Origin of the sequence: Prevotella sp. MA2016 (assembly GCF_000619825.1) — a bacterium.
GTDB lineage: Bacteria > Bacteroidota > Bacteroidia > Bacteroidales > Bacteroidaceae > Prevotella.
The window spans coordinates 225810-251486 of record NZ_KK211036.1; the positions used below are offsets into that span (position 1 = coordinate 225810).

The 25677-nt window shown below is 46.7% G+C and carries 24 protein-coding genes; 18 read left to right on the top strand and 6 right to left on the bottom strand.

Annotation, left to right across the window (positions count from 1 at the left end):
* Positions 1 to 16 precede the first annotated feature (16 nt).
* The 4 genes from T360_RS0111690 to T360_RS0111705 are packed head-to-tail and all read right to left on the bottom strand — an operon-like array spanning position 17 to position 4174.
* Entirely contained in the window at positions 17 to 367 is a 351-nt protein-coding gene (locus tag T360_RS0111690; protein ID WP_028912945.1) for a hypothetical protein, read from the bottom strand.
* Between the two features lie 22 nt (positions 368 to 389).
* Positions 390 to 3335: a xanthan lyase gene (locus T360_RS0111695; RefSeq protein WP_028912946.1), complete on the bottom strand. Its 2946-nt coding sequence runs from the start codon at positions 3333 to 3335 to the stop codon at positions 390 to 392.
* Complete coding sequence (locus T360_RS0111700; protein WP_028912947.1) at positions 3335 to 3895, bottom strand: 1-acyl-sn-glycerol-3-phosphate acyltransferase; 561 nt, start codon at positions 3893 to 3895, stop codon at positions 3335 to 3337. Before T360_RS0111700 ends, T360_RS0111695 begins: the two co-directional genes overlap by 1 nt.
* A gap of 12 nt (positions 3896 to 3907) precedes the next feature.
* The gene (locus tag T360_RS0111705) at positions 3908 to 4174 is read right to left on the bottom strand and encodes a hypothetical protein (protein WP_028912948.1); all 267 of its coding nucleotides are present in this window, start codon (positions 4172 to 4174) and stop codon (positions 3908 to 3910) included.
* 211 nt (positions 4175 to 4385) lie between these two features.
* On the opposite strand from T360_RS0111705, the gene T360_RS0111710 reads away from it, so the two are divergent.
* Together T360_RS0111710 and T360_RS0111715 are read left to right on the top strand one after the other, a co-directional pair.
* Positions 4386 to 6023, top strand: coding sequence for a diphosphate--fructose-6-phosphate 1-phosphotransferase (locus tag T360_RS0111710; RefSeq protein ID WP_028912949.1), 1638 nt, complete (start codon positions 4386 to 4388; stop codon positions 6021 to 6023).
* 92 nt (positions 6024 to 6115) lie between these two features.
* A complete protein-coding gene (locus tag T360_RS0111715) occupies positions 6116 to 7012 on the top strand; it encodes a GH25 family lysozyme (protein WP_036929525.1) in 897 nt (298 codons plus the stop codon).
* Between the two features lie 12 nt (positions 7013 to 7024).
* On the opposite strand, the gene T360_RS0111720 is transcribed toward T360_RS0111715, so the two are convergent.
* A complete protein-coding gene (locus T360_RS0111720) occupies positions 7025 to 7762 on the bottom strand; it encodes an RNA methyltransferase (RefSeq protein ID WP_028912951.1) in 738 nt (245 codons plus the stop codon).
* Between the two features lie 93 nt (positions 7763 to 7855).
* Here T360_RS0111720 and T360_RS0111725 point away from each other — a divergent pair, with 93 nt between their 5' ends.
* From T360_RS0111725 to T360_RS0111755, 7 genes are all read left to right on the top strand, one after another.
* Positions 7856 to 10039, top strand: a complete 2184-nt coding sequence (locus T360_RS0111725; RefSeq protein WP_231488165.1) for a BamA/TamA family outer membrane protein — start codon at positions 7856 to 7858, stop codon at positions 10037 to 10039.
* A gap of 75 nt (positions 10040 to 10114) precedes the next feature.
* Entirely contained in the window at positions 10115 to 10921 is an 807-nt protein-coding gene (locus T360_RS0111730) for an MBL fold metallo-hydrolase (RefSeq protein WP_028912953.1), read from the top strand.
* A gap of 3 nt (positions 10922 to 10924) precedes the next feature.
* Complete coding sequence (locus tag T360_RS0111735; protein ID WP_028912954.1) at positions 10925 to 11428, top strand: DMP19 family protein; 504 nt, start codon at positions 10925 to 10927, stop codon at positions 11426 to 11428.
* Positions 11428 to 11910 carry an SsrA-binding protein SmpB gene (gene smpB / locus T360_RS0111740; RefSeq protein WP_028912955.1) on the top strand — a complete coding sequence of 161 codons (483 nt, stop codon included), beginning with the start codon at positions 11428 to 11430 and terminating at the stop codon, positions 11908 to 11910. Before T360_RS0111735 ends, smpB begins: the two co-directional genes overlap by 1 nt.
* Positions 11911 to 11926: 16 nt before the next feature.
* Positions 11927 to 14674 (top strand): methionine synthase, encoded by a 2748-nt coding sequence (gene metH, locus T360_RS15300; protein ID WP_051523549.1) that lies wholly within the window; start codon positions 11927 to 11929, stop codon positions 14672 to 14674.
* Positions 14619 to 16103 carry a glycoside hydrolase family 10 protein gene (locus T360_RS0111750; protein ID WP_028912956.1) on the top strand — a complete coding sequence of 495 codons (1485 nt, stop codon included), beginning with the start codon at positions 14619 to 14621 and terminating at the stop codon, positions 16101 to 16103. Before metH ends, T360_RS0111750 begins: the two co-directional genes overlap by 56 nt.
* Positions 16100 to 16768 (top strand): hypothetical protein, encoded by a 669-nt coding sequence (locus tag T360_RS0111755; RefSeq protein WP_155949527.1) that lies wholly within the window; start codon positions 16100 to 16102, stop codon positions 16766 to 16768. The genes T360_RS0111750 and T360_RS0111755 overlap by 4 nt, the downstream gene beginning before the upstream one ends.
* Here the strand turns inward: T360_RS0111755 and T360_RS0111760 are convergent.
* On the bottom strand, positions 16765 to 17208 hold the full coding sequence (locus tag T360_RS0111760; RefSeq protein WP_028912958.1) for a hypothetical protein: 444 nt from the start codon (positions 17206 to 17208) through the stop codon (positions 16765 to 16767). The two genes, T360_RS0111755 and T360_RS0111760, sit on opposite strands and share 4 nt — an antisense overlap.
* A gap of 153 nt (positions 17209 to 17361) precedes the next feature.
* Here T360_RS0111760 and T360_RS0111765 point away from each other — a divergent pair, with 153 nt between their 5' ends.
* From T360_RS0111765 to T360_RS0111805, 9 genes are all read left to right on the top strand, one after another.
* Positions 17362 to 17772: a SoxR reducing system RseC family protein gene (locus T360_RS0111765; protein WP_028912959.1), complete on the top strand. Its 411-nt coding sequence runs from the start codon at positions 17362 to 17364 to the stop codon at positions 17770 to 17772.
* Between the two features lie 27 nt (positions 17773 to 17799).
* On the top strand, positions 17800 to 18681 hold the full coding sequence (locus T360_RS0111770; protein WP_028912960.1) for a Fe-S cluster domain-containing protein: 882 nt from the start codon (positions 17800 to 17802) through the stop codon (positions 18679 to 18681).
* The gene (rsxC, locus tag T360_RS0111775) at positions 18678 to 20051 is read left to right on the top strand and encodes an electron transport complex subunit RsxC (RefSeq protein WP_036929527.1); all 1374 of its coding nucleotides are present in this window, start codon (positions 18678 to 18680) and stop codon (positions 20049 to 20051) included. The genes T360_RS0111770 and rsxC overlap by 4 nt, the downstream gene beginning before the upstream one ends.
* A 27-nt stretch (positions 20052 to 20078) precedes the next feature.
* Positions 20079 to 21071 carry an RnfABCDGE type electron transport complex subunit D gene (locus T360_RS0111780; RefSeq protein ID WP_028912962.1) on the top strand — a complete coding sequence of 331 codons (993 nt, stop codon included), beginning with the start codon at positions 20079 to 20081 and terminating at the stop codon, positions 21069 to 21071.
* 29 nt (positions 21072 to 21100) lie between these two features.
* Positions 21101 to 21727, top strand: a complete 627-nt coding sequence (locus tag T360_RS0111785; RefSeq protein WP_028912963.1) for an RnfABCDGE type electron transport complex subunit G — start codon at positions 21101 to 21103, stop codon at positions 21725 to 21727.
* 3 nt (positions 21728 to 21730) lie between these two features.
* Complete coding sequence (rsxE, locus tag T360_RS0111790; RefSeq protein WP_028912964.1) at positions 21731 to 22315, top strand: electron transport complex subunit RsxE; 585 nt, start codon at positions 21731 to 21733, stop codon at positions 22313 to 22315.
* A gap of 32 nt (positions 22316 to 22347) precedes the next feature.
* Positions 22348 to 22950 carry an electron transport complex subunit RsxA gene (rsxA, locus tag T360_RS0111795; RefSeq protein WP_028912965.1) on the top strand — a complete coding sequence of 201 codons (603 nt, stop codon included), beginning with the start codon at positions 22348 to 22350 and terminating at the stop codon, positions 22948 to 22950.
* A gap of 92 nt (positions 22951 to 23042) precedes the next feature.
* Positions 23043 to 23744 (top strand): DUF2027 domain-containing protein, encoded by a 702-nt coding sequence (locus T360_RS15305; RefSeq protein WP_051523550.1) that lies wholly within the window; start codon positions 23043 to 23045, stop codon positions 23742 to 23744.
* A complete protein-coding gene (locus T360_RS0111805) occupies positions 23741 to 25672 on the top strand; it encodes an NAD(+) synthase (RefSeq protein WP_028912966.1) in 1932 nt (643 codons plus the stop codon). Before T360_RS15305 ends, T360_RS0111805 begins: the two co-directional genes overlap by 4 nt.
* Positions 25673 to 25677 lie beyond the last annotated feature (5 nt).

A 25677-nucleotide genomic window follows, 5' to 3' on the forward strand; every position in this document is an offset into this window, starting at 1 on the left:
CTCTTTAAGGGATGAATCAGTTGAATGGGGTGCCCTGTACAGCCTGTGCTGACATGAAGCTGATACCACCATTATCGTCCTGGTTCTTCCAGTTAATATACAATAGCACAAGCTGCTGCAAGCCGAAGGCCTTCATGTTGGGGTGATAAATCACATCGAGACAGAGCAAGAGCAGATTGGGATCTCTGCCCGCATCGCCCTCCAGCAGTGCGCGTACGTTCATTCTCAATTTCTCAAGTACCTGTTCGTCAACATAGCCATTTGAGTCAATCAGATCACGAAACAGCTGGTACTTCTCAATAGTTAACAGATGGGACTCGGTAACCTCGATACTACGGGTTCCTGATACATTAGATTGAATTTTCATATTCTTAGTTATTTTTTAAGGGTTATTTATTTGATTGTAATAGAAATTGCAAAATGCCCCGCATGATGCTGTTGCGCTTAGGCTCGTCCTTGATGCACTCGAAGGGGAAGCCCATGGCGAACGACTTGTAGTCGGTGCCATTATAAGCTACCGATGCACTGTAGTCGTCGGCATACTTCATGGCTGAGAATGCGGGATAAACAGGTTCTAGTATTTCTGGATGCTGTATAGCATAGTGCTGCTCGTTCAACTGGCGATGGAAGGTGAACTGCAGGCCAAGACCATTGATGGTGTCGCGCTGCAGGGAGTCGGCATTGTGACCCTGATAGGTGATTTTCAGGATGTCGGCCAGATAATCACGATCAACAGGTGCCTGCATGTCGCTACCCAGGTAGGCGCCGCTTACCAACAGGGCACCACCACGCTTGGCAAACAAACGGATGTTCTCGCGCAGCATGGGCGACATCAGCTGATAGGGCACCAGCGAATAACCATCGTTGCGCTGCAGACCCAGGATGACATCCAGCATCTCGTACTTCTGTGCCAGAATGTCATTATTGTCAAGTGCAGCTGCTGAACAGCTGACTACACGGTATTTCTTGGCTGTAGCAATGGCTGAGGTATGTGTGCGGATGTAGTCGAAATCATTGCCGGCAATAAACTGGCCCTGCAGGGAGTCGTTGGTATAGCCTAAGCCATCACGACGCTCGCTGCCCATCTTGCTCTTGTCCCAACCTATCTGATAGCCCAACCAACCGGCTGTGCGACCATAGGTGACACCAGCATCAGTCTTAATATCAAAACCCTGCTGGACAGCGTTATCCACGACCTGTGGGGCTGCCAATCGCGTAAAACCGTTGACAACGAGCACCGTCTTCTGTGCCTCGGGCACATCATAGACAGATACCACCTCGCTGGGGAAACTCTCACCACCATCGTTGACGGCTGTTACGCGGAAAGAGTAAACCTTCTCGGGATCGACAGGGATGGTGACAGACGTCTCATGACCACCTTTGATATAAGTGCCATTATCAAAACCACTGCGACCGATGGCTGTGTAAACCACGTAGCCTGTAGGCTTGGCAGTGGGCTCGTATTCATCATTCACAGCATGCCAACTGATCTTAGCCTCACCACGACCAGTAAGCTCTGCTGAGAGACGGTTGGGCGCCAATGGCTGTACCACATATTTCTTATGGTGCATGTTGCAGATATAGCGCAACAGCGTTTTATAGATGCTGCGCGCCAGATCGAAACGGAAGTTGGGGTCCTGACCTAAGCGCATGTCGGCAAAGTTCTGATGCGACATGGTTTCGAGGATGGCGCTTGGTACCATGGGGCAGCGTGTTTCGCTGTAGTTGCGATCGTAGAGCTCGCGTGTGGGCCAATTGCCATATTTCTTACTGATGTCAGCAGGTATCGAGTATAAGAGCTCATCGGCTAGATCACGAGATATCAGGCGGGTGAGACCAGTGCCCAGGATAGAGTCGTTGAGATAAGTGGTGCAGATGGCCAATGTGCCTGTATGACTCTTGCCATCCTTGGTATAACCGGCATCACTATGGATGGCCAGCGACAGTTCGATGGGGACATTCAGTCCTGTGGTGTCGGGCTCATAGACAGAGCCACCTGCCAGATGATTGGTCATATAGCTGCGCACGTTGATGTCGTCACCATAATCATCTTCGCCATCTTTGGTGCTATACACCTCGTAGGGCATACCAGCCCATTGCGCATAGTAGCGTGCGCCCTCCAGCGTGCGGGGGAGACCGCTGATACCCTTACCACGATCGATGTTGCCCATGCCACCACCAAACCTGACAGCATCTGCAGTGACTACGCCATGATGGTGCTTACTGAGATTGGACAGGGTGACGCAGTTGCGTGTGCTCTGACCTTGGTCGAAATAGAATGTGCCCAGGTAAACCCATGTCTTTTCACCCATCTGCTGATTGACACGAAACTCGGTAGGTATGCCCTGGTGCCACACCGTGTAATGGGCATCGTCGATGCTCTTCTCGGTGGTGTGATAGCTCACATACACGGCATAACTTCCGCTTTCAGTGATAGCGGGTTTCCAGATAATCTCGCTTTGCTTTTTGGGGTTGTCGGTGACATGAGCTTGGCGACAAGTGCCTGTGGTAAATGGGTTTTCGTAGTCGCCATAACTGCCTGTATGCCAGGAGAATCCTATTGTGTTGCTCTTGCTCCACTGAAAGGTGCCATTGGTTTCCTGATAACCTGTTTCAGGGGTGTCGTTATCCACGATAAACTCATGGCGCTGCCAGTCACGTTCGCGTGGTGTGAAGACCACAGCGCCGGCATTCTGCAGCATGGGGATGAGGTAGGGGACGACGATGGTTGGCGTGAAGAGATCTTCGCGTGTGCCAAACAAGGCGGGGCGCTGCCATTTCCATACACTATCCTTGACATTAAAATAACGACCATGACTGGCCCAGATGCTGAGATGGCGGTTCTGCAAACCCTCAGTGATGGTGTAGGGCAATGAAGCATTGCGCACCCAAGGACGACCATGATAGTCGATATCCCCCCAGGTGCGGTTCTTGTCTTTGTGCTGTCGTAAGCGATTAGGAATCAACTGTCGCAGATCCCATCCTCCGGTGGTGATAGACAGATCGTAGTCCTGCACGGAATCAGGTAGCAGGGCCTGCACCTCCTGATAGATGGTCTCGGCCAAATCGTCGGTAAACAGTTGTTCACCAAGATTATTATTGGCGCTGATGTCAACAGTGCGCAACGAATCATTTACCACCAGAGACTTCAGGTGGAAAGTGGAGCGTATGCGCTGTTCGTCGCTCTTAAAGTTTACAAAGTATCGGTCTATTTTATCCTTCAGTGACTTATAGGGATCGGGCGGTGTCTTGACCTTCACTTTACGAGCCGCATCAGCAGGCATCGCTGTAAGCAAGGCAAACACAGCCGCGATTATGATACTTGTACGTTTCATTACTCAGTAATATCTCCTATAGAGAAATTCTCAGGCTTCTTGCCCTTGAAATCCTTAAAATAAAGTTTAATCTCCCGCATGTCGGCCTCCAGGTCGCCACTGGGGATGATGGTTTTTGTACATTGAATCAGCTTGCGCTCGTAGTCAACTCCATATAATAAAATAGGTATTCCCGCCTTGAGTGCGATAAAGTAGAAGCCTTTCTTCCACTCATCAACACGACTGCGAGTGCCTTCAGGAGTGATGCAGAGTTTGAACTGCTTGACCTGCTTGGCTGTATCAGCCATGGCATCTGTCATACTCATCTTCTTCTGACGGAAAACAGGTATGCCACCCATACTACGGAAAATAGGACCCAGAGGCCAGAAAAACCATTCTTTCTTCATCAAGAAATTGATTTTCATGCCCTCGGCTCTACTGTAAAGCTGGCCTAACAAGAAATCCCAGTTACTGGTATGGGGAGCCAGACAGATAATGAATTTATCGGGGTGGGACTGGTTTACATCCAGCGTCCACCCCATGCGTTTATACAAAATCCAGCTGCAGAGTGATTTTATCATTGCAATACTGGGTTATGCGTTAAGTTGATCGATGATTGCTTGTGCTTCGGCAGTAAACTTATCACGCAGGTCTTTATAATATGTCTGTGTGTCCATACCTGGCTCTGGGTGCGAAATACGACTTACGTAGTTGGCACGCAGCAAAAGTACTGAACGAATCAAGGCGTTGTCGTTTTCGATGTTTCTATCGTTACCATACAGTGAGAGGGCTAGTGCCTCTGCAAAAATCTCGTCACAAATTGCATTGATGCTTTTCTTCAGTTGTCTTTTGTTCATCATAATTGTCAATTTTTTAAAAAACTCCGTGAGGAGGTGTTTTGTTATATTCAGTAAGCAAAGTTAGGAAAAAAATCTGAGATACCAAGTGTTTCTACCAAAAAAAATATTAAAATGCCAAAAATACCATGATTTCTTTCGCTTTTCTTACAAAAAAGCACTAATTTTGCGGCTCAGAAAACAATTACTCATAAATTATAATAAAAAAGGAATTATGGAAAAAAGTGCATTGCAGCAGGCGAGAGCCGCTTATCAGCCTAAGTTGCCTAAGGCGCTTCAGGGTGCAGTAAAAGTAAAGGAAGGTGCCGCTACACAGAGTGTTGGCGACCAGGAGGAGATCAAGAAGCTCTTCCCCAATACCTACGGTATGCCTATCGTAGAGTTTGAGCCTGCTACTGAGGCTAACAATACTAAGATGAACGTGGGTATCATCCTGTCTGGTGGTCAGGCTCCTGGCGGTCACAACGTGATCACTGGTCTGTTCGATCAGATCAAGAAGCTCAACCCTGAGAACCGTCTCTTCGGTTTCATCCTGGGTCCTGGCGGTTTGGTTGACCACAACTATATGGAGCTCACTTCTGAGATCATCGATGAGTATCGTAACACTGGTGGTTTCGATATGATCGGTTCTGGCCGTACCAAGCTGGAGAAGGTTGACCAGTTTGAGAAGGGTCTCGAGATCATCCGCAAGCTCGATATCAAGGCTATCGTTATTATTGGTGGTGACGACTCTAACACCAACGCTTGTGTTCTGGCTGAGTACTATGCAGCTAAGAAATATGGCGTACAGGTTATCGGTTGTCCTAAGACTATCGATGGTGACCTGAAGAACGCTCAGATTGAGACTTCATTCGGTTTCGATACTGCTTGTAAGACATATTCTGAGCTGATTGGTAACATTGAGCGCGACTGTAACTCAGCACGTAAGTACTGGCACTTCATCAAGGTAATGGGTCGCTCAGCTTCTCATATCGCCCTGGAGTGCGCCCTGCAGACTCAGCCAAACATCTGTCTCGTTAGTGAGGAGGTAGAGGCTAAGAAGCAGAGTCTTGACGACATCGTGACTTACATTGCCGACGTGGTATGCAAGCGCGCTGCTGATGGTAACAACTTCGGTACTGTTATCATCCCAGAGGGTCTGATTGAGTTCATCCCTGCTATCAAGAAGCTCATCGCTCAGCTGAACGACGTACTGGCAGAGCCTGAGGTTAAGGACCTGGGTCGTAGCGAGATCATCGACTTCGCTAAGAGCCATCTGTCTGATGCTAACCTGGAGGTGTTCAACTCACTGCCTACAACCGTAGCTCGCCAGCTGGCCCTCGATCGTGACCCACACGGAAACGTACAGGTATCACTCATCGAGACAGAGAAGCTGCTCTCTACCATGGTTGCTCAGAAGCTCGAGCGTCGTAAGAAGGTTGGTAAGTATGCAGGTAAGTTTGCTGCTCAGCACCACTTCTTCGGTTACGAGGGACGCTGCGCTGCTCCTTCTAACTTCGATGCTGACTACTGCTACGCTCTCGGTACATCAGCTGCACAGCTGATTGCTAACGGTAAGACTGGTTACATGGCTATCGTTAAGAATACTACAGCTCCTGCTGACCAGTGGATCGCCGGTGGTGTGCCCATCACTATGATGATGAACATGGAGAAGCGTAATGGTGAGATGAAACCAGTAATCCGTAAGGCTCTTGTTGAGCTGGAGGGTGCTCCTTTCAAGACTTTCGCTGCACAGCGTGAGCGTTGGGCTCGTGAGACCGCTTACATCTATCCTGGTCCAATCCAGTACTGGGGACCAACAGAGGTTTGCGATCAGCCCACACGTACACTGGCTCTTGAGCAGGCTAAGTAATTAATTTATTAGGCGCGAATTACGCGAATTATCACGAATTATTTTATTTATTCGCGTAAATTCGTGTAATTCGTGCCTTTTCTTTTTCGTTGATGCCAAAGCGCCGCGTAGTTCGTCGAAAGGGAGTGGGAATCTCTCATACTTACCATGGTCCTCGTGGCCGTCGTAAGCCTGGATTCTTTGTCCGTATGCTGCGTCATATGCCCGGGTGGGCATATTGGGTTGGTGGCGCTGCAGTGGTGGCTGTCTACGTCTATTTCTTCTATTATTTCTTTGTGGGGCCATTTGGCTTCCGCTGGCGTGCCATGTATGGCGATGTGAGCTATCCTGATGGCTATGAGATTCATGGTATCGACATATCGCATCATCAGGGGCGCATCAACTGGGATGAGCTCAAGGACAACGGACAGATAGACCATTGTCCTATCCGCTTTGTGATGATTAAAGCTACTGAAGGGGCTACACGTACCGACGAGAACTTCCGTGAGAATTTCTATCAGGCACGTGAGAATGGTTTTACCCGCGGAGCTTATCACTTCTATAGTGTGCATACGCCCGCTGAAGAGCAGGCTTATCATTTCATCAATACCGTTAAGCTGGAGAATGGCGACTTGCCTCCTGTGCTTGACGTGGAGCATAAACCTAAGAACCAGAGTGATGAAGACTTCAAATACTCTGTGCTACGCTGGTTGCACTTGGTGGAGAATCACTACCAGGTGAAACCTATTATCTATACCTATTTTAAATTCAAGACACGCTATCTCTCAGATCCTGTGTTCGATCAGTATCCTTATTGGATAGCGCATTACTATGTAGATTCGCTTGAATACCAGGGCGCATGGAAATTCTGGCAACATACTGATGTGGGCCGTCTGCCTGGTATCAAGGGTAATGTGGATTTCAATATCTATAATGGTTCGTATTACGACTTGCGACAGATGACAATTGGCTCGCAGGAAACCATTGGAGAGAAAGCTTATCGCGACTAGGCGTACATGCCTTTAGCGACGACGGAACTCGCTACAGGTGATGGCAGTGGCGATGGCTACATTCAGACTGTCGGCAGTGTCGCCTTGATGAAAATCTGGAATCAGCAACTTACGACTAATCCTGGCGCGAACAGCGTCAGAAATACCATTGCCCTCATTGCCCATCACAATAAGACCGTTAGGGGTAAGGGTCTCTGTATAGATGTTCTGGCCATCAAGGAAGGTGCCGTAAACAGGATAGTCGGCTGGTAGGCTGTCGAACAACTGTTGTGGGTCAATATAAATAAGGTGTACGCGAGCAATAGAACCCATTGTGGCTTGAACCACCTTGGGGTTCCAAGCGTCAACAGTGCCCTCGCTGCAGAAAATCGTATCAATACCAAACCAATCAGCAATACGGATGATGGTGCCAAGATTGCCAGGGTCCTGCACATTGTCTAGCAGGATGGACAGCTGCTGGGTGTTGGGTGATAGGTGTTGGGTGTTGGGGATGGGGAAGAGGCCCAGCACTTGTTGGGGGTGCTGAAGCAGCGACAGGCGGGTGAGCTCGTCGTTGGTGACCTCAATGGCTTGTGAGGCGGGGTTGTTGGCTATCCACTCAGCAGTAGCAAACAGTTGTTTGGGGGTATAGCCTGCCTTCAGTAAGTCGCCCACAACCTTATGTCCTTCGGCAATAAAAAGGCCTTCTTGTTTGCGAAACTTCTTCAGTTCAAGCTGGTGAATGTATTTTATCTGATTTTTACTAATCATATTCTTAAAAAATGCGTTAATTCTGTGCAAAGATACTAATTAATTGAGAATTGATGATGGATAATTGATAATTTTTAGTAATTTTGCGCCAAAATGAACGGCAAGTATCATATATACATACCTTTGATGGCGGTTGCAGTGGCTATGTGCAGCTGCTCGGTGAGTCGTGATATTCCGGAGGATAGCTATCTGCTGAATAAAACAAAGGTGGTTGCCGATGGTAAATATCGCGATATCAATCCAGGTAGCTTGAAGGGGTATGTGCGACAGAAACCTAACTCGCGCTGGTTCTCGGCTGTTAAACTGCCACTGGGCGTTTATGCCATGGCGGGTAAAGACAGCTCTTGGGTGAACCGCATGCTGCGACAGATGGGTGAGGCGCCTGTCATCTATGATACCGTGCAAGCCCAGCTTACTTGCCGTGACCTGCAGCAGGCTTTGCAGAACAAGGGTTATCTGGACGCGCAGGTAGAGCTGTATATCGACAAAAAGAAGCATAAATTGGATGCTGTGTATGTGTTGCATCCTGGTGAGCCCTATTTTGTCAGAAACCTGGATTTCGTGATTGAAGACAGTGTGGTGGCCAATCTCTTGCGTAAGCGTAACACGCTGTTGCATCAGGGTATGCAGTTCAGTGTAGAGACATTGTCGGCTGAACGTAATGCCATCACGCAGTATCTGCAGAATAATGGCTACTTCCGTTTTCATAAGGAGTATATCACCTATGGAGCCAAAAAGGATGAGGCACAGCATGGCGTTGACCTGAAGTTGCTGTTGCAACAGCAGCATAAGCCATACACCATCGGTAGCATCATGCATGAAGGTGGACAGGATGACGATGGAAAAGTGCATCTGCGCCAGTCGGTGCTGGTAGAGAATACCTTCCTGGCGCCTGGCGACCTCTATTCGGCTGCCAAACTGCAGAATACCTATAACCACTTTGGTCGACTGGGGGCTGTGAGATATACCAATATTGCCTTTGAACAACAGCCTGACACCACGCTGCTGGATACCAAGATACAGGTGCTTACCAATAAACCATCGACTATTAGTTTCCAGCCTGAAGGCACGAATACTGCTGGCGACTTTGGTGCTGCAGCCTCGTTGACCTATCAGAATAGAAATCTATTTAAAGGATCAGAAACATTCAGTCTGCAACTGCGTGGTGCCTATGAGGCCATTAAAGGTCTGGAGGGCTATAGCAATCAGGACTTCACAGAATATAGTGTAGAAACAAAGCTTTCGTTTCCACGCTTTATCATGCCGTTCCTGAGTCGCAACTTCCGCCGACGTACCATTGCTACCAGTGAATTGGCACTTCTTTATGATGTGCAGGACCGACCAGAGTTTCACCGTCGAGTCTTGTCAACAGGCTGGAGTTATCACTGGCGCCCCCAGAATCATCATGACAGTTATCGTTTCGATCTGTTGAATCTGAACTATGTATTCATGCCTTGGATAAGCGAAACTTTCAAGACAGAATATCTGGATAACACGTCGAATCAGAATGTGATTCTGCGCTATAACTATGAAGACCTGTTTATCATGAAAATGGGTTTTGGCTATACCTATAATAATGGTGTGGTAGCGCTGAAAACGAATGTTGAAACAGCAGGTAATCTGCTTGGATTATGTTCCAATATCTTTGGCAGTTCGAAGAATGAACTGGGCCAGTATGAACTCTTTAATATCGCCTATGCGCAGTATGTAAAGGGCGATTTCGACTATACACAGCAACTGTTTAAGGGTGCCAACGACCAACTGGTGTTTCATATCGGTTTGGGTGTGGCTTATCCTTATGGCAATGCCAAGGTGTTGCCTTTCGAAAAGCGTTATTTCTCAGGTGGTGCTAACAGCGTAAGAGGATGGACTGTGCGCAGCTTGGGACCAGGACGCTATAAAGACAAGGACGGTCGTATAAATTTTATTACAATGACCGGCGACTTGAAACTCGACTTGAACGTGGAGTACCGCATGAGGCTGTTCTGGAAGTTTAATGGTGCCATCTTTGCCGATGCAGGTAATGTGTGGACACTGCGTGACTATCCTGACCAGCCAGGTGGACAGTTTAAGTTCAACCGCTTTCTGAGTGATCTGGCAGTGAGCTATGGTGCAGGCTTGCGACTGAATTTTGATTATTTCATCCTGCGTTTCGACTTAGGTATGAAAGCCATTAATCCAGCCTTCGAGATTGAGTCGGAAGCGCACTATCCATTGGTGCATCCAAAGTTAAGTCGTGACCTGGCTTTCCACTTTGCTGTAGGAATGCCATTCTAAAATTAATAAATAATGTGAAAAGCAAGTGGCTTTTCATATTATTTTAGTACCTTTGCACGAAAATTATATTTTGAGATGTTGAGATTTATATCGTTTGGAAGCGGTAGCAGCGGTAATTGCTATTATCTGGGCACAGCGACCGACGGGTTGATTATAGATATTGGAATAGGAATACGCACACTAAAAAAATATTGTAGAGAGTATGGTATTCAGCTTAATTCCGTGAAGCGTATCCTGATTACCCACGATCATGCTGACCACATAAAAAGTGTGGGCTCCTTGAGCCATGACTGCAATCTGCCTGTCTATGCCACTCGTAAAGTACACGAAGGCATAGATGCGAATTATTGTGTGGCAAAGAAAGTTTCGCAAGAGCATAAGCACATACTGACTATTGGTGAACAAGTGCAGTTGGGCGACTTCAAGGTTCGTCCGTTTGCTGTGCCTCATGACGCCAGCGAGAATGTGGGTTATGAACTGGAGGTTGAAGGCATCGTATTCGTGGTGCTCACTGATGTGGGTAGTATCACCGACGACATCAAGCAGGCCATCAATCATGCCAACTATCTGGTGATTGAGGCCAATCATGATGTAGAGATGCTGAAGAATGGTCCGTATCCTGTATATTTGCAGCAGCGCATATTGAGTGAAAGTGGACATCTGTCGAATGTGTCGTGTGGCGAAGCCCTGGTTGAGAATATGAGCGAGGGACTGAAGCACGTATGGCTGTGCCACCTGAGCGAGGAGAATAATCATCCTGAACTGGCACGCAAGACGGTGGAGACAATCCTGCGTTCACATGGTGTCATTCCAGGAAAAGACTTGGAACTTGAAGTGCTTAAACGCAAAACACCAACAGGTGTGTATGACATAAATGATTGAACTATGGTGGAGGTAATTGTAAAGGACGAGGATTTGCAGCAAGCTGCACTCGAAGGAATGGACGAATTCCTGAATGTGTTTGTGAAGGCTATCTATGATGCTATCGGTGGTGAACTGACTGCTGAGAGCATGGCCCAACTGAATGCCGACCAGATAACACTGCTGGCGTGGAATATACTGCATGAAGAGGTGATGGACGGAGGATTTGTACAGCTGATTTACAATGGCTACGGACCATTCATCTTTAAGAATCCCCTGGCCAAAGCCCTGCGTCAATGGGATATGCGTGCTCCATCAAAGCTGATATATGATGCACACACCTTGTGGCTGAAATATCGCGATGAGATAGAGACTGAGAAGAGTGATGAAGATTTCATGGCTATGTTCGAACAGTATCCTGAGTTCGAAAATCTGGATGATATCTTTATCGAGAACGAAGAAGAATGGACAGAGGATATCGCACATTACGTGGATGACCATCTGGAGAATTTTGCAACTATCAAATAATGAATAAAACAGAAGAACTGTTACGCAAGAAGAGTCCTGTGCAGATTCGCAACAAGAAAGCCTCGTTTGAGTACTTTTTTGTTGAGACCTATACTGCAGGCATCGTGCTTACTGGTACGGAGATTAAGAGTATCCGACTGGGAAAAGCCAGCTTGGTGGATACCTACTGCGTGGTGCTGAACGGTGAGCTGTGGGTGAAGGGGATGAATGTGAGTCCTTACTTCTATGGTTCATATAATAATCATGAAGCTAAGCGCGACAGGAAATTATTGCTGACAAAAAAAGAAATACGTGCCCTGGAGAGTGCAACCAAACAAACAGGTTTCACTATCGTACCTACGCTGGTGTTTATCGACGATAAAGGTCGTGCCAAAGTTGACGTAGCACTGTGTAAGGGTAAGAAAGAATTCGACAAGCGGCAAACGCTGAAAGAAAAAGAAGATCGACGCGAAATGGATCGCGCGATGAAAGTTTGGAAATAGCGCTTACCTAATCATTATGAATAAAGAACTAAACAAGATCATCAAAGAGAGAGTTCTCATTCTCGACGGAGCTATGGGAACAATGATTGGTGCTGTAATGGGTAAGGTGGGTAACAGTGACGAACTGAACCTGACACGCCCAGAGGTGGTGAGCGAGATTCACCGAAAGTATCTCGATGCTGGTGCCGACATTATCTCTACCAATACCTTTAGTAGTCAACGCATTTCCCAGGCAGATTATAATCTGCAGGATAAAGCTTGGGAAATGGCGCGTGTAGGAGCACTGCTGGCTAGAACAGAAGCAGACAAATTCTCGACTGCTGATAAACCGCGATTTGTGGCAGGTTCAATCGGACCTACAAATAAAACCCTCTCTATGTCGCCTGATGTGAGCGATCCTGCTCGTCGTGATATCACGTACGACGAACTGTTGAATGCTTATATGGAGCAGGCTGACGGACTGATTGAAGGTGGGGCTGACATCTTTCTGATAGAAACCATCTTCGACTCACTGAATGCCAAATGTGCTATCGATGCTTGTATGCGTGCCATGGATGCACGACATGTAGAACTGCCCATCATGGTATCAGTGACAGTGAGCGACTTGGCTGGGCGAACACTTTCGGGACAAACACTCGAAGCCTTCCTGGCTAGCGTGAGCACTTATCCCGTATTCTCTATTGGCTTGAACTGCTCGTTTGGTGCTACGCAGATGAAACCTTTCATCCGCGAACTGGCACAAAAAGCACCTTATTACATCAGTTGCCATCCTAATGCAGGATTGCCAAATGCACTCGGATTGTATGATGAGACTGCCGAGAGTATGGCACCTAAAATGGGTGAACTGGTGGATGAGGGTATCGTGAATATCATTGGAGGTTGCTGTGGTACTACCGATGAGTTTATCAGGTTGTATCAGCCACTGGTGGTAGGTAAAAAGCCGCATGTGCCAGCAGCAAAACCAGATGGACTATGGTTGTCGGGGCTGGAGTTGCTTGCTCCTTTAGAGAATACCTTTACTAATGTGGGTGAGCGCTGTAATGTGGCAGGATCACGCAAGTTCCTGCGTCTCATTAAGGAAAAAAAATATAACGAGGCCATCTCTATTGCCCGTAAACAGGTGGTGGATGGAGCACTGGTCATCGATATCAATATGGACGACGGCTTGCTGGATGCCAAGCAGGAGATGACAACATTCCTGAATATGATAGCAGCCGAACCTGACATAGCTAAAGTGCCAGTGATGATTGACTCAAGTAACTGGGAGGTTATCAGAGCCGGACTGAAGTGTGTACAAGGTAAAAGTATTGTGAACTCTATCTCGCTGAAAGAAGGCGAGCAGAAGTTTATTGAGCATGCACAGGATGTGATGAGATATGGTGCTGCTGTGGTGGTGATGTGCTTTGATGAAGTAGGGCAGGCCACTACCTATGAGCGTCGCATAGAGATTGCTGGAAGAGCCTATAAGATACTGACAGAACAGGTGGGCATGAATCCACATGACATCATCTTCGATCCCAATATTCTGGCTATTGCCACTGGTATGGAAGAACATGATAACTATGCCGTTGACTTTATTCGTGCTACGGAGTGGATTAAGGAAAATCTGCCTGGTGCTCATGTGAGTGGTGGTGTGAGCAATCTCAGTTTCTCGTTTCGTGGTAATAACTATATCCGCGAGGCTATGCATGCTGTGTTCCTCTATCACGCCATTAAAGTAGGAATGGATTTCGGAATCGTAAATCCTTCTACCAAAGTTACTTATGCTGATATTCCTCAGGATCAACTTGAGGTGATTGAGGATGTGGTTCTCAATAGAAAGAAAGGTGCTTCTGAGGTGCTCATTGAGTTGGCTGGTAAGATACTCGAGGAAGAGTTGGCCAAGAAAGAACAAGGAGGCGCAAGCAGCGATACCACCCCTTTTCAAGATAGAGCCCTTACATCTGTGGAAGAGCGTCTGGCTCAAGCATTGATTAAGGGCGATGGTACATTTCTGGAAGACGACTTGAAAGAGGCGTTGACAAAGTTTCCACATGCTGTAGATATCATTGAGGGCCCACTGATGGCTGGCATGAATACTGTCGGCACACTGTTTGGCGAAGGTAAGATGTTCTTGCCTCAGGTGGTGAAAACAGCACGTACGATGAAGCAGGCAGTAGATATCCTGCAGCCTTATATCGAAGCTGAAAAGACCGAAAGCACCACGTCGGCAGGAAAGGTACTATTGGCTACTGTGAAAGGTGATGTGCATGATATCGGTAAGAACATCGTGAGCGTGGTGATGGCCTGCAATGGCTATGAAGTGATAGACATGGGTGTGATGGTGCCTGCCGACCAGATAGTGCGTAAGGCTCAGGAAGAGCATGTGGATATGGTTGGATTGAGCGGACTGATTACGCCTAGTCTGGAGGAAATGGTAAACGTGGCCGAAGCTTTGAAGGAAGCTGGTCTTGACATTCCTATTATGATTGGCGGTGCTACCACCAGTGAGTTGCATGTGGCTTTGAAGATAGCCCCTGTTTATGGTGGTCCTGTGGTTTGGATGAAAGATGCCTCGCAGAATGCGCTGATGGCCCAGAAACTACTGAATGATAAACAGCTGGTTGAGCATGAGCTCGACGTAAAATATGATTCCCTGCGTGAGGCTTATCAGCATGAGCAGGAACAGATAGTATCACTCGAAGAAGCAAGAAAGAATAAACTGAAATATGAAGAAGAAGCTATTAATGATGGCCATTGCGCTTGTGGCTGTTGTGGCCACTAGTGCACAGAAGCGTGAAATGCGTGGCGCTTGGATTCAGTGTGTGAACGGACAGTTCCAGAATCTTGGTACAGTGAAGATGCAGCAAACACTGACCTATCAACTTGATGAACTCAAGAAGGATGGTGTGAATGTGATCATCTTCCAGGTTCGTCCTGAATGCGATGCCCTCTATGAGAGTAAGATTGAACCCTGGAGCCGATTCCTGACTGGCACTCAAGGTAAGGCTCCCAGTCCTTATTGGGACCCATTGCAGTGGATGATTGACGAGTGTCATAAGCGCGACATGGAGCTGCATGCATGGATCAATCCTTTCCGTGCAAAAACCAAGACAACGCATGTACTGGCCAAGAATCATGTAGCTATCCGCAAGCCTTCTAACTGCTTTGCCTACGATGATCTGTTTATCCTGAATCCTGGTATTCAGGAGAATCGCAACTATATCTGTGAGGTGGCTAAGGATATTGTGAGCCGTTATGATGTGGATGGAATTCACATGGACGACTATTTCTATCCTTATCCTGTAAAGGGATTGAGTATTCCTGATGATGAGCTGTTTCACGACCACTCTAATGGCATCAAGGATCAGAATGATTGGCGACGCTATAATGTGAATCTGTTTATTGAGCAGTTCTATAATACTATTCATAGCGTAAAACCATGGGTGAAGGTTGGTATATCGCCTTTTGGTATCTATCGTAATAAGAAATCTTCTCCAGTAGGCAGTAATACCAATGGTACACAGAACTACGATGATCTCTATGCCGACATCCTGCTGTGGGTTAACAATGGTTGGTTGGATTACTGTGTGCCTCAGCTCTATTGGGAGATTGGTAATAAGGCTGCCGACTATGCCACACTTATTAAGTGGTGGAATCAGCATGCAGCTAATCGTCCATTGGTTATCGGTGAGGATGTGGAGCGCACTGTGAAACATGCCGATTTGCAGAATCCTAACATCCATCAGTTGAGTGCTAAGATGAATCTGCATCGTCAGAATCCTGCTGTTAAGGGTACCGTATTATGGTATGCCAAGGCTGCAGTGGATAATGTGGGCAATTACGGCACATCGCTGCGCGAGGTGTATTGGAAGCATCCTGCCTTGCAGCCCGAGATGCCCTTTATCAGCGATAAGGCTCCTAAGAAGGTAAAGAAGCTGGCGCCAGTATGGACCGAAGATGGATATATACTTTTCTGGACTGCACCCAAAGGTAAAAACTGGGATATGCAAGCAGAGAAGTTTGTGGTTTATCGCTTTGCTAAAGGAGAGAAAGTGAACTTGAATGATGCATCGAAGATTGTGACTATCACAGATCAGTTCTTCTATAAATTGCCTTACGATGAAGGACGTGAAAAGTTTACCTATGTAGTAACAGCCCTGAATCGTATTCAGAATGAAAGTAAGCCTGCGTCTAAGAAAGTGAAATTATGAAGACGTATTGTTTCTTTGTTGCATTCGGACTCATGCTTTTGCTCTGCAGTTGTGGGGGCAGAAGCATGAGTGCCCAAGAGATGCAGCAGAAACTGGATAGCATCAAGAAAATAGAGGTGGCAGAACGCCTGGCTGCCCAAGGCATCAATCTTGAGCATGCGGATAATCCGCTCAAGCAGTTTTTTGATAGTCTTGATATTATGCCGCTCCCTATCAGTTATACTGATGAGTTGGTGAGATATCTGCCCGATTTCAAACCAGTGCCTCAGGATATTGCTAAGGCCTTGGAACTGGAAGGAAACAACAAACAGAAAGCGATCTCTCTCCCCGAATCATTAGGTGCCAGACTCATGTTGCTGGCTGCTGATGAGATGGAAGAGGAGAATGAGGATGGTGATGTGGAGGTAAGGTATTCGCTGTGGCTCTACTCATTAGACAATGATTATCTGCCTGTTGACAAGATCTGCCTGTATGCCATCGACGAAGAGGAGGATTATTATGATTTCAACTCAGAAGAAATCATCCAGTACTTCTCAATCACCAGTGATTATGAAATACATCTGATGGATTATTCAAAGGAGAAGCACAAGGCACGCACAGAAGAAGTGTTTACGCTCGATGCCTCGCGTAATTTCCTGTTGCAAAAAAGTGAGGAGTTAGATTAATCCTTCTTCATCAGTTCTTCGAAGAAGGCATCCAGGTCTTCGCCCAAGCCTTGCATCAAATCTGGGTCGATAATCACGGTCTCATCGTCAACCAGATACAATTCAGCAATCGACTCCTTTTCTTCGTTCTCAAGGACAAAGGAGAAAGGCTTGAGGATTGACATGTTCTCAATGGTATTCTTCATCTTATCAAGACACTTGCGAAATACGGATGGTATCTCCTCAAAGAAATTATCAGAAGTGTCTCCAATCCATTCTTCGATGATGCAACGATTAATCTCTTCGTCGTTATCGTCGAACGCCATCAGCTCGCCGGTATCCTGAGTTACACGGAAGTGGATATCGGTCATTACGTTTGCCTCCTCATTATGAGGAAACTTGTCGGCTATTTTTCGGATAGCTCGCTCTATCTGCTGTAGAGTCAATTCGGTTGCTTTCATCTTATTCTTATTATTTTTCCTCGGCAAAAGTATAAAAAAAACTTTGTAATTGCAAACGATTACGATTATTTTTGTGAAAAATATGCTATTTAGCTTGTTTTATTCGTCAGATTGTCGTACCTTTGCAAAATGTAAAGTCTACTTAGCAAATCGATGAGTAATAAGATATCACATTCGGGAATCATTAAAAGTATCGAGGATAATTGCGTCAAAGTGCAAATTATTCAGACCTCGGCTTGTGCAGCCTGCAAAGTGGCTTCGCATTGCAATGCTGCTGAGTCGAAGGTGAAGATTGTTGATGTGTTCACCCCCGAGACTGCCCACTATCAGGTGGGGCAGGAGGTTGTTGTGTGGGCATCGAAGGATGTGGCCAACCGCGCACTCCTGTTGGGATTTGGCGCCCCTTTCTTATTATTAATATGTGTACTTCTGATGGCTTTGCGACTGCTGGACGACGAAGGGCTTGCAGCTCTGGCTGCTTTAGCGTCGTTAGTGCCATATTATCTGGCTCTCTGGGTGATGAAAGACCGTATCCAGAAGCAGATATCATTCCAATTAGATTAATAAATTAGTAACTAAAACAAATAGATTATGAATTTCATCTTGATTGCAGTATTGGTACTTGGAGCTATCGGTCTGATAGCTGCTATCGTACTTTTTGCAGCCTCCAAGAAGTTCGCTGTCTATGAGGATCCACGTATCGCACAGGTGGGCGAACTGCTGCCTGGTGCCAACTGTGGTGGATGTGGATTCCCTGGTTGTAGTGGTATGGCTGACGCACTCGTAAAGGGTGCCGACGCTGGAAGCCTTGACGGACTGATGTGTCCTGTAGGTGGTGCTGAAACCATGGGAAAGGTAGCCGACTTGCTTGGAATGGCCATCGCTAATTCAGAGCCGATGGTAGCCGTTGTTAGATGTAATGGTACATGCGAGCATCGTGCCAAAATTGCAGAGTATGCAGGACTGAGAACCTGTGCTGCCATGCACGCTTGTGGTGCTGGTGAGACTGCTTGTGGATTCGGTTGCCTGGGATGTGGTGATTGTGTGGCTGCTTGTCAGTTTGACGCTATCCACATGAACCCAGAGACTGGTATCCCCGAGGTTGATGACGACAAGTGTACCTCGTGTGGTGCTTGTGCTAAAGCTTGTCCACGTGGCATCATTGAGCTCCGTAAGAAAGGACCAAAGAACCGTCGTGTTTACGTGTCATGTGTGAACAAGGACAAAGGTCCGGCTGCGATGAAGGCTTGTGCAGTAAGTTGCATTGGTTGTGGCAAATGCGAGAAAGAATGTCCATTTGGTGCTATCACCGTAGAGAACAACTTGGCTTATATCGACCACAACAAGTGCCGTTTGTGCCGTAAGTGTGTGGTGGTTTGTCCAAAGAAGGCAATTGTAGATGTTAATTTCCCAACACCTGCGCCTCAACCTAAGCCCAAAGAATCTAAAAAAGAAGAGGAGGCAAAAGCATGAAAATTAGAACATTTAGTATAGGTGGTATTCACCCCGAGGAGAACAAACTGACCCATGAGGTGCCAACTATTGTGGCAGAATTGCCTAAACAGGCTATATTTCCACTGAGTCAGCACATTGGTGCTCCTGCAAAACCTGTAGTCAAAAAGGGCGATAAGGTAAAGGTGGGTACAATGATTGCCGAAGCTGGTGGATTTGTATCTGCTCCTATCTTCTCATCTGTAAGTGGAACCGTATTCAAGATTGATACTGCTATCGATGCCACTGGTTATCGTAAACCCGTTATCATCATCAATGTTGAGGGTGATGAGTGGGAAGAGAGTATCGACCGTAGCAATAAGCTTGAGGAGGTTTCGGCTCATCCTGAGCTCACACCTGAGGAGATTGTAGAACGTATTAAGAATGCTGGTGTAGTAGGTATGGGTGGCGCTTGTTTCCCAACCTTTATCAAACTTACACCGCCACCTACAGCAAAGGCTGAGTGTGTGATTATCAACGCTGTGGAGTGTGAGCCATATATCACAGCCGACTACCGTTTGATGATGGAGCATGCCGACGAGATTCTTGTAGGACTTGAGCTCCTGATGATGGGCGCCAAGGTAACCAAGGGTTATATCGGTATCGAGACCAACAAACCAGCTGCCATCAAACTGCTCACCGAGAAGTGTAACCAAAAGTTCAAAGCTCAAAGCTCAAAGTTCAATGTTGAAGTGGTGCCTTTGAAGCAGCGCTATCCTCAGGGTGGTGAGAAACAGCTGGTTGATGCTGTTATTAACCGCCAGGTGCCTGCACCTCCTGCCATCCCAGTAAACGTAGGTGCTATCGTGCAGAATGTAGGTACTGCCTTCGCTGTTTATGAGGCTGTGATGAAGCACAAACCTCTGTTTGAACGTTATACCACCGTTACTGGAAAGAAACTGGCTAACCCTGGTAATTTCCAGGTACGTATGGGTACACCTATGAAGGATCTGATTGATGCTTGCGGTGGTATGCCAGAAGGCGACAACAAACTTTTGGCTGGTGGACCAATGATGGGTAAGGCTCTGACGAGTGTAGAGGTGCCTATCTGTAAGGGAACCAACTCTGTAACAATCATCTCGGATGATGAAGCTCGTCGTAAAGAGCCACAGCCTTGCATTCGTTGCGCCAAGTGTGTGGGTGTTTGTCCAATGGGACTGGAACCCTATCTGTTGGCAAAGCTTTCAGATGTCAAGAACAGGGAGCGTGCAGAGCGTGAGGATATCACAAGCTGTATTGAGTGTGGCTCATGTCAGTTCACCTGTCCTGCTCATCGTCCACTGCTTGATAATATTCGCTTGGGCAAGAGCACTGTGATGGGAATCATCCGCAGTCGTGCTGCGAAGAAATAATGTTCAATATTCAATGTTCAATATTCAATGAGTAAGTTAATCGTTTCATTATCGCCACATGCCCACGGTACTGACACTGTTGAGCGCAATATGTATGGTGTCATCATCGCTTTGATGCCTGCTCTGCTGGTCTCGTTCTACTTCTTTGGCTTGGGCTCGGTTGTAGTTACTGCAACTAGCGTGGCTGCCTGCTTGTTTTTTGAGTGGGCCATTAGCAAATATATTCTGAAGCAGCAGCGCAATACCGTGCTGGATGGTTCTGCCATTCTTACCGGATTGCTGCTGGCATTCAATCTGCCTTCTAATCTGCCTGCATGGATTATCATCATCGGTGCCTTGTTTGCTATCGGTGTGGCTAAGATGTCGTTTGGAGGTCTTGGCAATAATCTTTTTAATCCTGCACTTGTAGGTCGTGCTGCTTTGCTGGTAGCATTTCCTGCACAGATGACCACTTGGCCAAAGGTAGGTCAGCTTGGTAGTTATCTTGATGCCGAAACTGGTGCCACCCCTCTGTCGATCATGAAAACAGCTATTAAGAACGGTGATGCTTCGGTACTCGATCAGCTTCCTTCATCTCTCGACCTCTTCCTTGGCAGTCATCCTGATGGCGCTGGTGCTTTAGGTGAAATTTGTGCCTTGGCACTGCTCCTTGGCTTGGCCTATATGTTGTGGAAGAAGATTATCACCTGGCATATTCCTGTAAGTATCATCGTGACTGTATTTGTATTTGCAGGTTTGATGCATCTGGTTAATCCTGTTTATGCTGATCCTGTTTCGGTTATTCTGTCGGGTGGACTGATGTTGGGTGCCATCTTTATGGCTACCGACTATGTAACCAGTCCTATGACATCAAAGGGACAGATTATTTATGGTGTGGCCATCGGCTTCCTTACTGTTGTTATCCGCAACTGGGGTGCTTATCCTGAGGGTATGTCATTTGCCATTCTTATCATGAATGCCTTCACGCCACTTATCAACAATTATGTAAAACCAAAACGTTTCGGGGAGGTTTCGAAATAATTTAAATATAAAAAAGAAGAATTGAAATTATGAAGAAACTCGAATCATCATTACTGAATATGGTGCTGGTGCTCACAGGAGTAGCAGTTGTGATGGGTGGTATCCTGGCTTTCGTCAACCACCTGACTGAAGGACCTATTGCCGATCAGAAAGCTAAAGCGCTGGCTGATGGTATCAAAACGGTGATGTGTGTAGATAATCTGCAAGTGTCACAGACAGATACCGTAAAGCAGGCTGATGCCAAGGGCAAGGAGCTTACATATATTATTTATCAGACAAAGGATGCTCAAGGCAATGACCTTGGTGCTGCTGTTGAATCTACCACTGGTGGTTTTGGTGGCGACCTGAAGGTGCTTGTAGGCTTTGATGCCGATGGCAAGATTCTGGGTTACACACTGTTGGAACATGCAGAGACACCAGGACTTGGTGCTAAGGCTGATAAGTGGTTTCAGAAGGGTGCCAAGGGCGATATAATTGGTCAGACACCTGCTGAGCCTCTCACAGTATCGAAAGATGGTGGTAAGGTTGATGCCATCACCGCATCTACTATTACAAGCCGTGCTTTCTTGCTGGCAGTAAATAATGCATATAATGCTTATAAGGCAACTCCTGTTGATGCTGAGACAGGCGCCACAAAACAAGAAAAGGAGGAGTAAGATATGAACGCACTACAGATTATAAAAAATGGTATCGTAAAGGAGAACCCAACGTTTGTCCTGATGCTTGGTATGTGTCCTACATTGGCCACAACCACTTCGGCCCTGAATGGTATGTCAATGGGACTTGCCACAATGGCTGTACTGATTTGCACTAATGTGGTCATCTCATGCCTCAAGTCGATCACCCCAGATAAAGTACGTATTCCTGTGTTTATTGTGGTGATTGCTGCTTTTGTAACCATCCTTCAGATGTTTATCAAGGCCTATCTGCCTGATGTGGATGCATCGTTGGGATTGTTTATTCCACTGATTGTGGTGAACTGTATCATTCTGGGGCGTGCTGAGGCTTTCGCTGCCAAGAATTCGCCTGTAGCATCTCTTTTTGATGGTATAGGTATTGGTCTGGGTTTCACACTTGGACTTACTCTGCTGGGTATGTGTCGTGAGTTGCTGGGAGCAGGTTCAATATTCGGTATCACCTTGCTGCCAGAGACATTTAATATTCTGCTCTTTGTGCTACCTCCAGGTGCTTTCATCACTCTTGGCTTCCTCATAGCCATCGTGAATAAGTTGCGCAAGGCATAATGTTCAATATTCAATGATCAATATTCAATAGTATGGAATATATTCTGATTTTCATTAGCGCCATTTTTGTGAACAACATCGTGTTGTCACAATTTCTAGGCATTTGCCCATTCCTGGGTGTATCCAAGAAGATAGACACATCGTTAGGTATGTCGGCAGCTGTGGCCTTTGTGCTCACCCTTGCCACTATCGTTACCTGGCTTGTGCAGAAATATGTGCTTGATGCCTTTGGCTTGCAGTATCTGCAAACCATAGCCTTTATCCTAGTCATCGCTTCATTGGTTCAGATGGTAGAGATTGTTCTCAAGAAGGTGTCGCCTGCACTCTATCAGGCACTGGGCATCTTCCTGCCTCTTATCACTACCAACTGTGCGGTACTTGGAGTAGCAATTCTGGTTATCCAGAAGGATTTCAATCTGCTGCAGAGCGTGGTTTATGCTTTTTCTACTGCCATTGGTTTCGGTTTGGCGCTCACTGTGTTTGCCGGTATGCGCGAGCAGTTGGAGCTGGTAAAGATTCCAAAGGGCATGCAGGGCATGGCTATCGTTATGGTTTCAGCTGGTTTGCTCAGTCTGGCCTTTATGGGCTTTTCGGGTGTTGATGGCGGACTGAAGATTCTCTTTGGTCTCGACTAATATAGTAGCTGATTGCTAAAAAGAGTCCGAACTATTTTGTAGTTCGGGCTTTTTTGTTTAAATTTGCACCGAAATTAACTGTTTTTTTAGAGATGAAGATTGGAGATAAAGTAAGATTCCTGAGTGAGGTAGGCGGTGGAAAGGTTGCCGGATTTCAGGGAAAGAATATAGTGCTTGTAGAGGATGAGGATGGCTTTCAGATGCCTATGCTCATCAATGAGGTAGTGGTTGTTGGTGATGAAAGCTACGAAACCACCCGTATGGTAGAGCAGAAGGCTAAGGCTCGTCAGGCTGTTGACGACTCTGATGAAGAGCCAGAGATTGAGCCTGCCGATCGTCCCATCACTTTCAAGGCAAAGCCCGAAGAGCGTAAAGGGGGCGACAAGTTGAGTGTATTCCTTGCTTTCGTACCCATGGATGTGAAGGAGCTCTCACAGAGTCGTTTTGAGACTTATCTGGTTAATGATTCCAATTATTATCTTCGCTATGTGTTGATGACAGCCGAGGGTAGTGCATGGAAGTTGAGAGCCGAGGGTGAGATAGAGCCAAATTGCAAGGAGTTTATTGAGGAGTTCGGTCGTGAGGATTTGAATGATCTGGAGCATTGCTGCGTGCAACTGATGGCTTATAAACGCGATAAGCATTATCTGCTCAAGTCGCCTGTCAATGCACAGGTACGTGTAGATACAGTTAAGTTCTACAAACTGCATGCCTTCCGCGAGAACGACTTCTTTGAACAGCCTGCACTTCTTTACACACTGATTGAGAATGACGTACAAAAAGTAAAAATATGAAATACGGTTTTGTAAACGTAGCTGCTGCAGTGCCCACAGTCAAGGTGGCTGATGTGGACTATAATGTGCAGCAGATAGAGAGCCTTATCGCTCAGGCTGAAGAACGTGGCGTGGAGGTCATGGTATTCCCAGAACTTTGTGTCACGGGCTATTCGTGTCAGGACTTGTTTAAGGAGCAGCTGCTGCTTGACCATGCTGAAAAAGGTGTGCTGAAGTTGCTCGAATTCACCCGCAAGTTTAATGTGATTGTTATTGTTGGCTTGCCTGTTATCGTCAATGGCTTGCTTTACAATTGTGCTGCAGTGATTCAGAGTGGAGCACTGTTGGGTATCGTGCCCAAGGTATATCTGCCCAACTACGCTGAGTTCTATGAGAAGCGCTGGTTTGCTTCGGCTCAGGATTTGAATCCTACCGACATTTATTTTGCAGGCAGTCCTGTTCATGTATCGTCAGAACCACAAGTCTTTGTTACCACTGATGGTGTGAAGTTCGGTATTGAGATTTGTGAGGATGTATGGGCTCCAACACCTCCAAGCAATAATCTGGCTCTGGCTGGTGCTGATATCATTTTTAATCTTTCAGCCAGCGATGAACTGATTGGCAAACATGCCTATCTCAAGTCTCTTTTGGCGCAGCAGAGTGCCCGTATGATCAGTGGTTATGTCTATGCCAGCAGTGGTTTTGGTGAATCTACTCAGGACGTTGTTTATGGTGGCAATGCCATTATCTACGAGAATGGTCGCCTGCTCGAAGAGGGTAGCAGATTCTCGTTGGAGCCTCAACTTAAGATGTGTCAGATTGACATTCAGGCACTGCATGTAGAGCGTCGCACCAATACCACCTTTATCAATGCACAGCGCGAGGCTCATGCGCGAGTAATCAGTTGTAAGGCTACTGGTCAGCGTGATTTTGAACTTTTCCGTAATGTTGATCCCTATCCATTCATTCCCAAGAGTGAGAATATGCAGGAGTCGTGTGAAGAGATTCTGAGTATTCAGGTGATGGGGTTGGTAAAACGTTTGCATCATATTCATGGTCAGAAGGCTGTTATTGGCATCAGTGGTGGTCTTGACTCTACCTTGGCACTGCTTGTAACAGTAAAGGCTTTCGATAAGCTGGGGCTCGATCGTAAGGGTATTATTGGTATCACTATGCCAGGTTTTGGTACTACCGATCGTACCTATAATAATGCCATCAAACTGATGCAGACACTGGGCGTGACCATTCGCGAAATCAGTATTGCCAAAGCTGTTATCCAGCATTTTGCTGATATCAGTCACGATGCTGATGTCCATGATATCACCTATGAGAATTCTCAGGCTCGTGAGCGCACTCAGATTCTGATGGATGTAGCTAATAAGGAAAATGCTATTGTGGTGGGAACAGGCGACTTGTCGGAGTTGGCATTAGGCTGGGCTACCTATAATGGCGACCACATGTCGATGTATGGTGTGAATGCAGGCGTTCCAAAGACGCTCATTCGTCATCTGGTACGTTATGTGGCTAATGAAATGGCAACAGAGACACTGTTGGATATCATTGATACGCCGATTTCACCAGAGTTGATTCCTGCTGATGAACAAGGTAATATTAAGCAGAAGACAGAAGATCTGGTAGGACCTTATGAGTTGCATGATTTCTTCATCTACTATTTCTTGCGTTACGGCTTCAGTCCTAAAAAGATATTCCTGTTGGCTAAGCGTGCCTTCTGCACAGCCAACAATGATGAGGCTGCGCTTTATGATGAGGAGACAGTGAAGAAATGGCTCACCACCTTCTGTCGCAGATTCTTTAATCAGCAGTTCAAACGTTCTTGCTTGCCAGATGGTCCCAAGGTGGGTAGCGTGAGCTTGTCGCCTCGTGGTGATTGGCGCATGCCGAGTGATGCCTCGAGTGCCCTCTGGTTGAAAGAGTGTGAAACACTATAAAGAAA

Excerpts from the sequence above, each read along its gene's own strand:
- T360_RS0111805 (WP_028912966.1), top strand. The coding sequence starts at position 23,741 with ATGAAATACGGTTTTGTAAACGTAGCTGCTGCAGTGCCCACAGTCAAG.
- rsxC (WP_036929527.1), top strand. The coding sequence starts at position 18,678 with ATGAAAATTAGAACATTTAGTATAGGTGGTATTCACCCCGAGGAGAAC.
- T360_RS0111710 (WP_028912949.1), top strand. The coding sequence starts at position 4,386 with ATGGAAAAAAGTGCATTGCAGCAGGCGAGAGCCGCTTATCAGCCTAAG.
- T360_RS0111725 (WP_231488165.1), top strand. The coding sequence starts at position 7,856 with ATGAACGGCAAGTATCATATATACATACCTTTGATGGCGGTTGCAGTG.
- T360_RS0111720 (WP_028912951.1), bottom strand. The coding sequence starts at position 7,762 with ATGATTAGTAAAAATCAGATAAAATACATTCACCAGCTTGAACTGAAG.
- T360_RS0111730 (WP_028912953.1), top strand. The coding sequence starts at position 10,115 with ATGTTGAGATTTATATCGTTTGGAAGCGGTAGCAGCGGTAATTGCTAT.
- T360_RS0111750 (WP_028912956.1), top strand. The coding sequence starts at position 14,619 with ATGAAGAAGAAGCTATTAATGATGGCCATTGCGCTTGTGGCTGTTGTG.
- T360_RS0111695 (WP_028912946.1), bottom strand. The coding sequence starts at position 3,335 with ATGAAACGTACAAGTATCATAATCGCGGCTGTGTTTGCCTTGCTTACA.
- T360_RS0111765 (WP_028912959.1), top strand. The coding sequence starts at position 17,362 with ATGAGTAATAAGATATCACATTCGGGAATCATTAAAAGTATCGAGGAT.
- T360_RS0111735 (WP_028912954.1), top strand. The coding sequence starts at position 10,925 with ATGGTGGAGGTAATTGTAAAGGACGAGGATTTGCAGCAAGCTGCACTC.
- metH (WP_051523549.1), top strand. The coding sequence starts at position 11,927 with ATGAATAAAGAACTAAACAAGATCATCAAAGAGAGAGTTCTCATTCTC.
- T360_RS0111770 (WP_028912960.1), top strand. The coding sequence starts at position 17,800 with ATGAATTTCATCTTGATTGCAGTATTGGTACTTGGAGCTATCGGTCTG.
- rsxE (WP_028912964.1), top strand. The coding sequence starts at position 21,731 with ATGAACGCACTACAGATTATAAAAAATGGTATCGTAAAGGAGAACCCA.
- T360_RS0111780 (WP_028912962.1), top strand. The coding sequence starts at position 20,079 with ATGAGTAAGTTAATCGTTTCATTATCGCCACATGCCCACGGTACTGAC.
- T360_RS0111705 (WP_028912948.1), bottom strand. The coding sequence starts at position 4,174 with ATGATGAACAAAAGACAACTGAAGAAAAGCATCAATGCAATTTGTGAC.
- T360_RS0111785 (WP_028912963.1), top strand. The coding sequence starts at position 21,101 with ATGAAGAAACTCGAATCATCATTACTGAATATGGTGCTGGTGCTCACA.
- T360_RS0111700 (WP_028912947.1), bottom strand. The coding sequence starts at position 3,895 with ATGATAAAATCACTCTGCAGCTGGATTTTGTATAAACGCATGGGGTGG.
- T360_RS15305 (WP_051523550.1), top strand. The coding sequence starts at position 23,043 with ATGAAGATTGGAGATAAAGTAAGATTCCTGAGTGAGGTAGGCGGTGGA.
- rsxA (WP_028912965.1), top strand. The coding sequence starts at position 22,348 with ATGGAATATATTCTGATTTTCATTAGCGCCATTTTTGTGAACAACATC.
- T360_RS0111755 (WP_155949527.1), top strand. The coding sequence starts at position 16,100 with ATGAAGACGTATTGTTTCTTTGTTGCATTCGGACTCATGCTTTTGCTC.
- T360_RS0111760 (WP_028912958.1), bottom strand. The coding sequence starts at position 17,208 with ATGAAAGCAACCGAATTGACTCTACAGCAGATAGAGCGAGCTATCCGA.
- T360_RS0111715 (WP_036929525.1), top strand. The coding sequence starts at position 6,116 with ATGCCAAAGCGCCGCGTAGTTCGTCGAAAGGGAGTGGGAATCTCTCAT.
- T360_RS0111690 (WP_028912945.1), bottom strand. The coding sequence starts at position 367 with ATGAAAATTCAATCTAATGTATCAGGAACCCGTAGTATCGAGGTTACC.
- smpB (WP_028912955.1), top strand. The coding sequence starts at position 11,428 with ATGAATAAAACAGAAGAACTGTTACGCAAGAAGAGTCCTGTGCAGATT.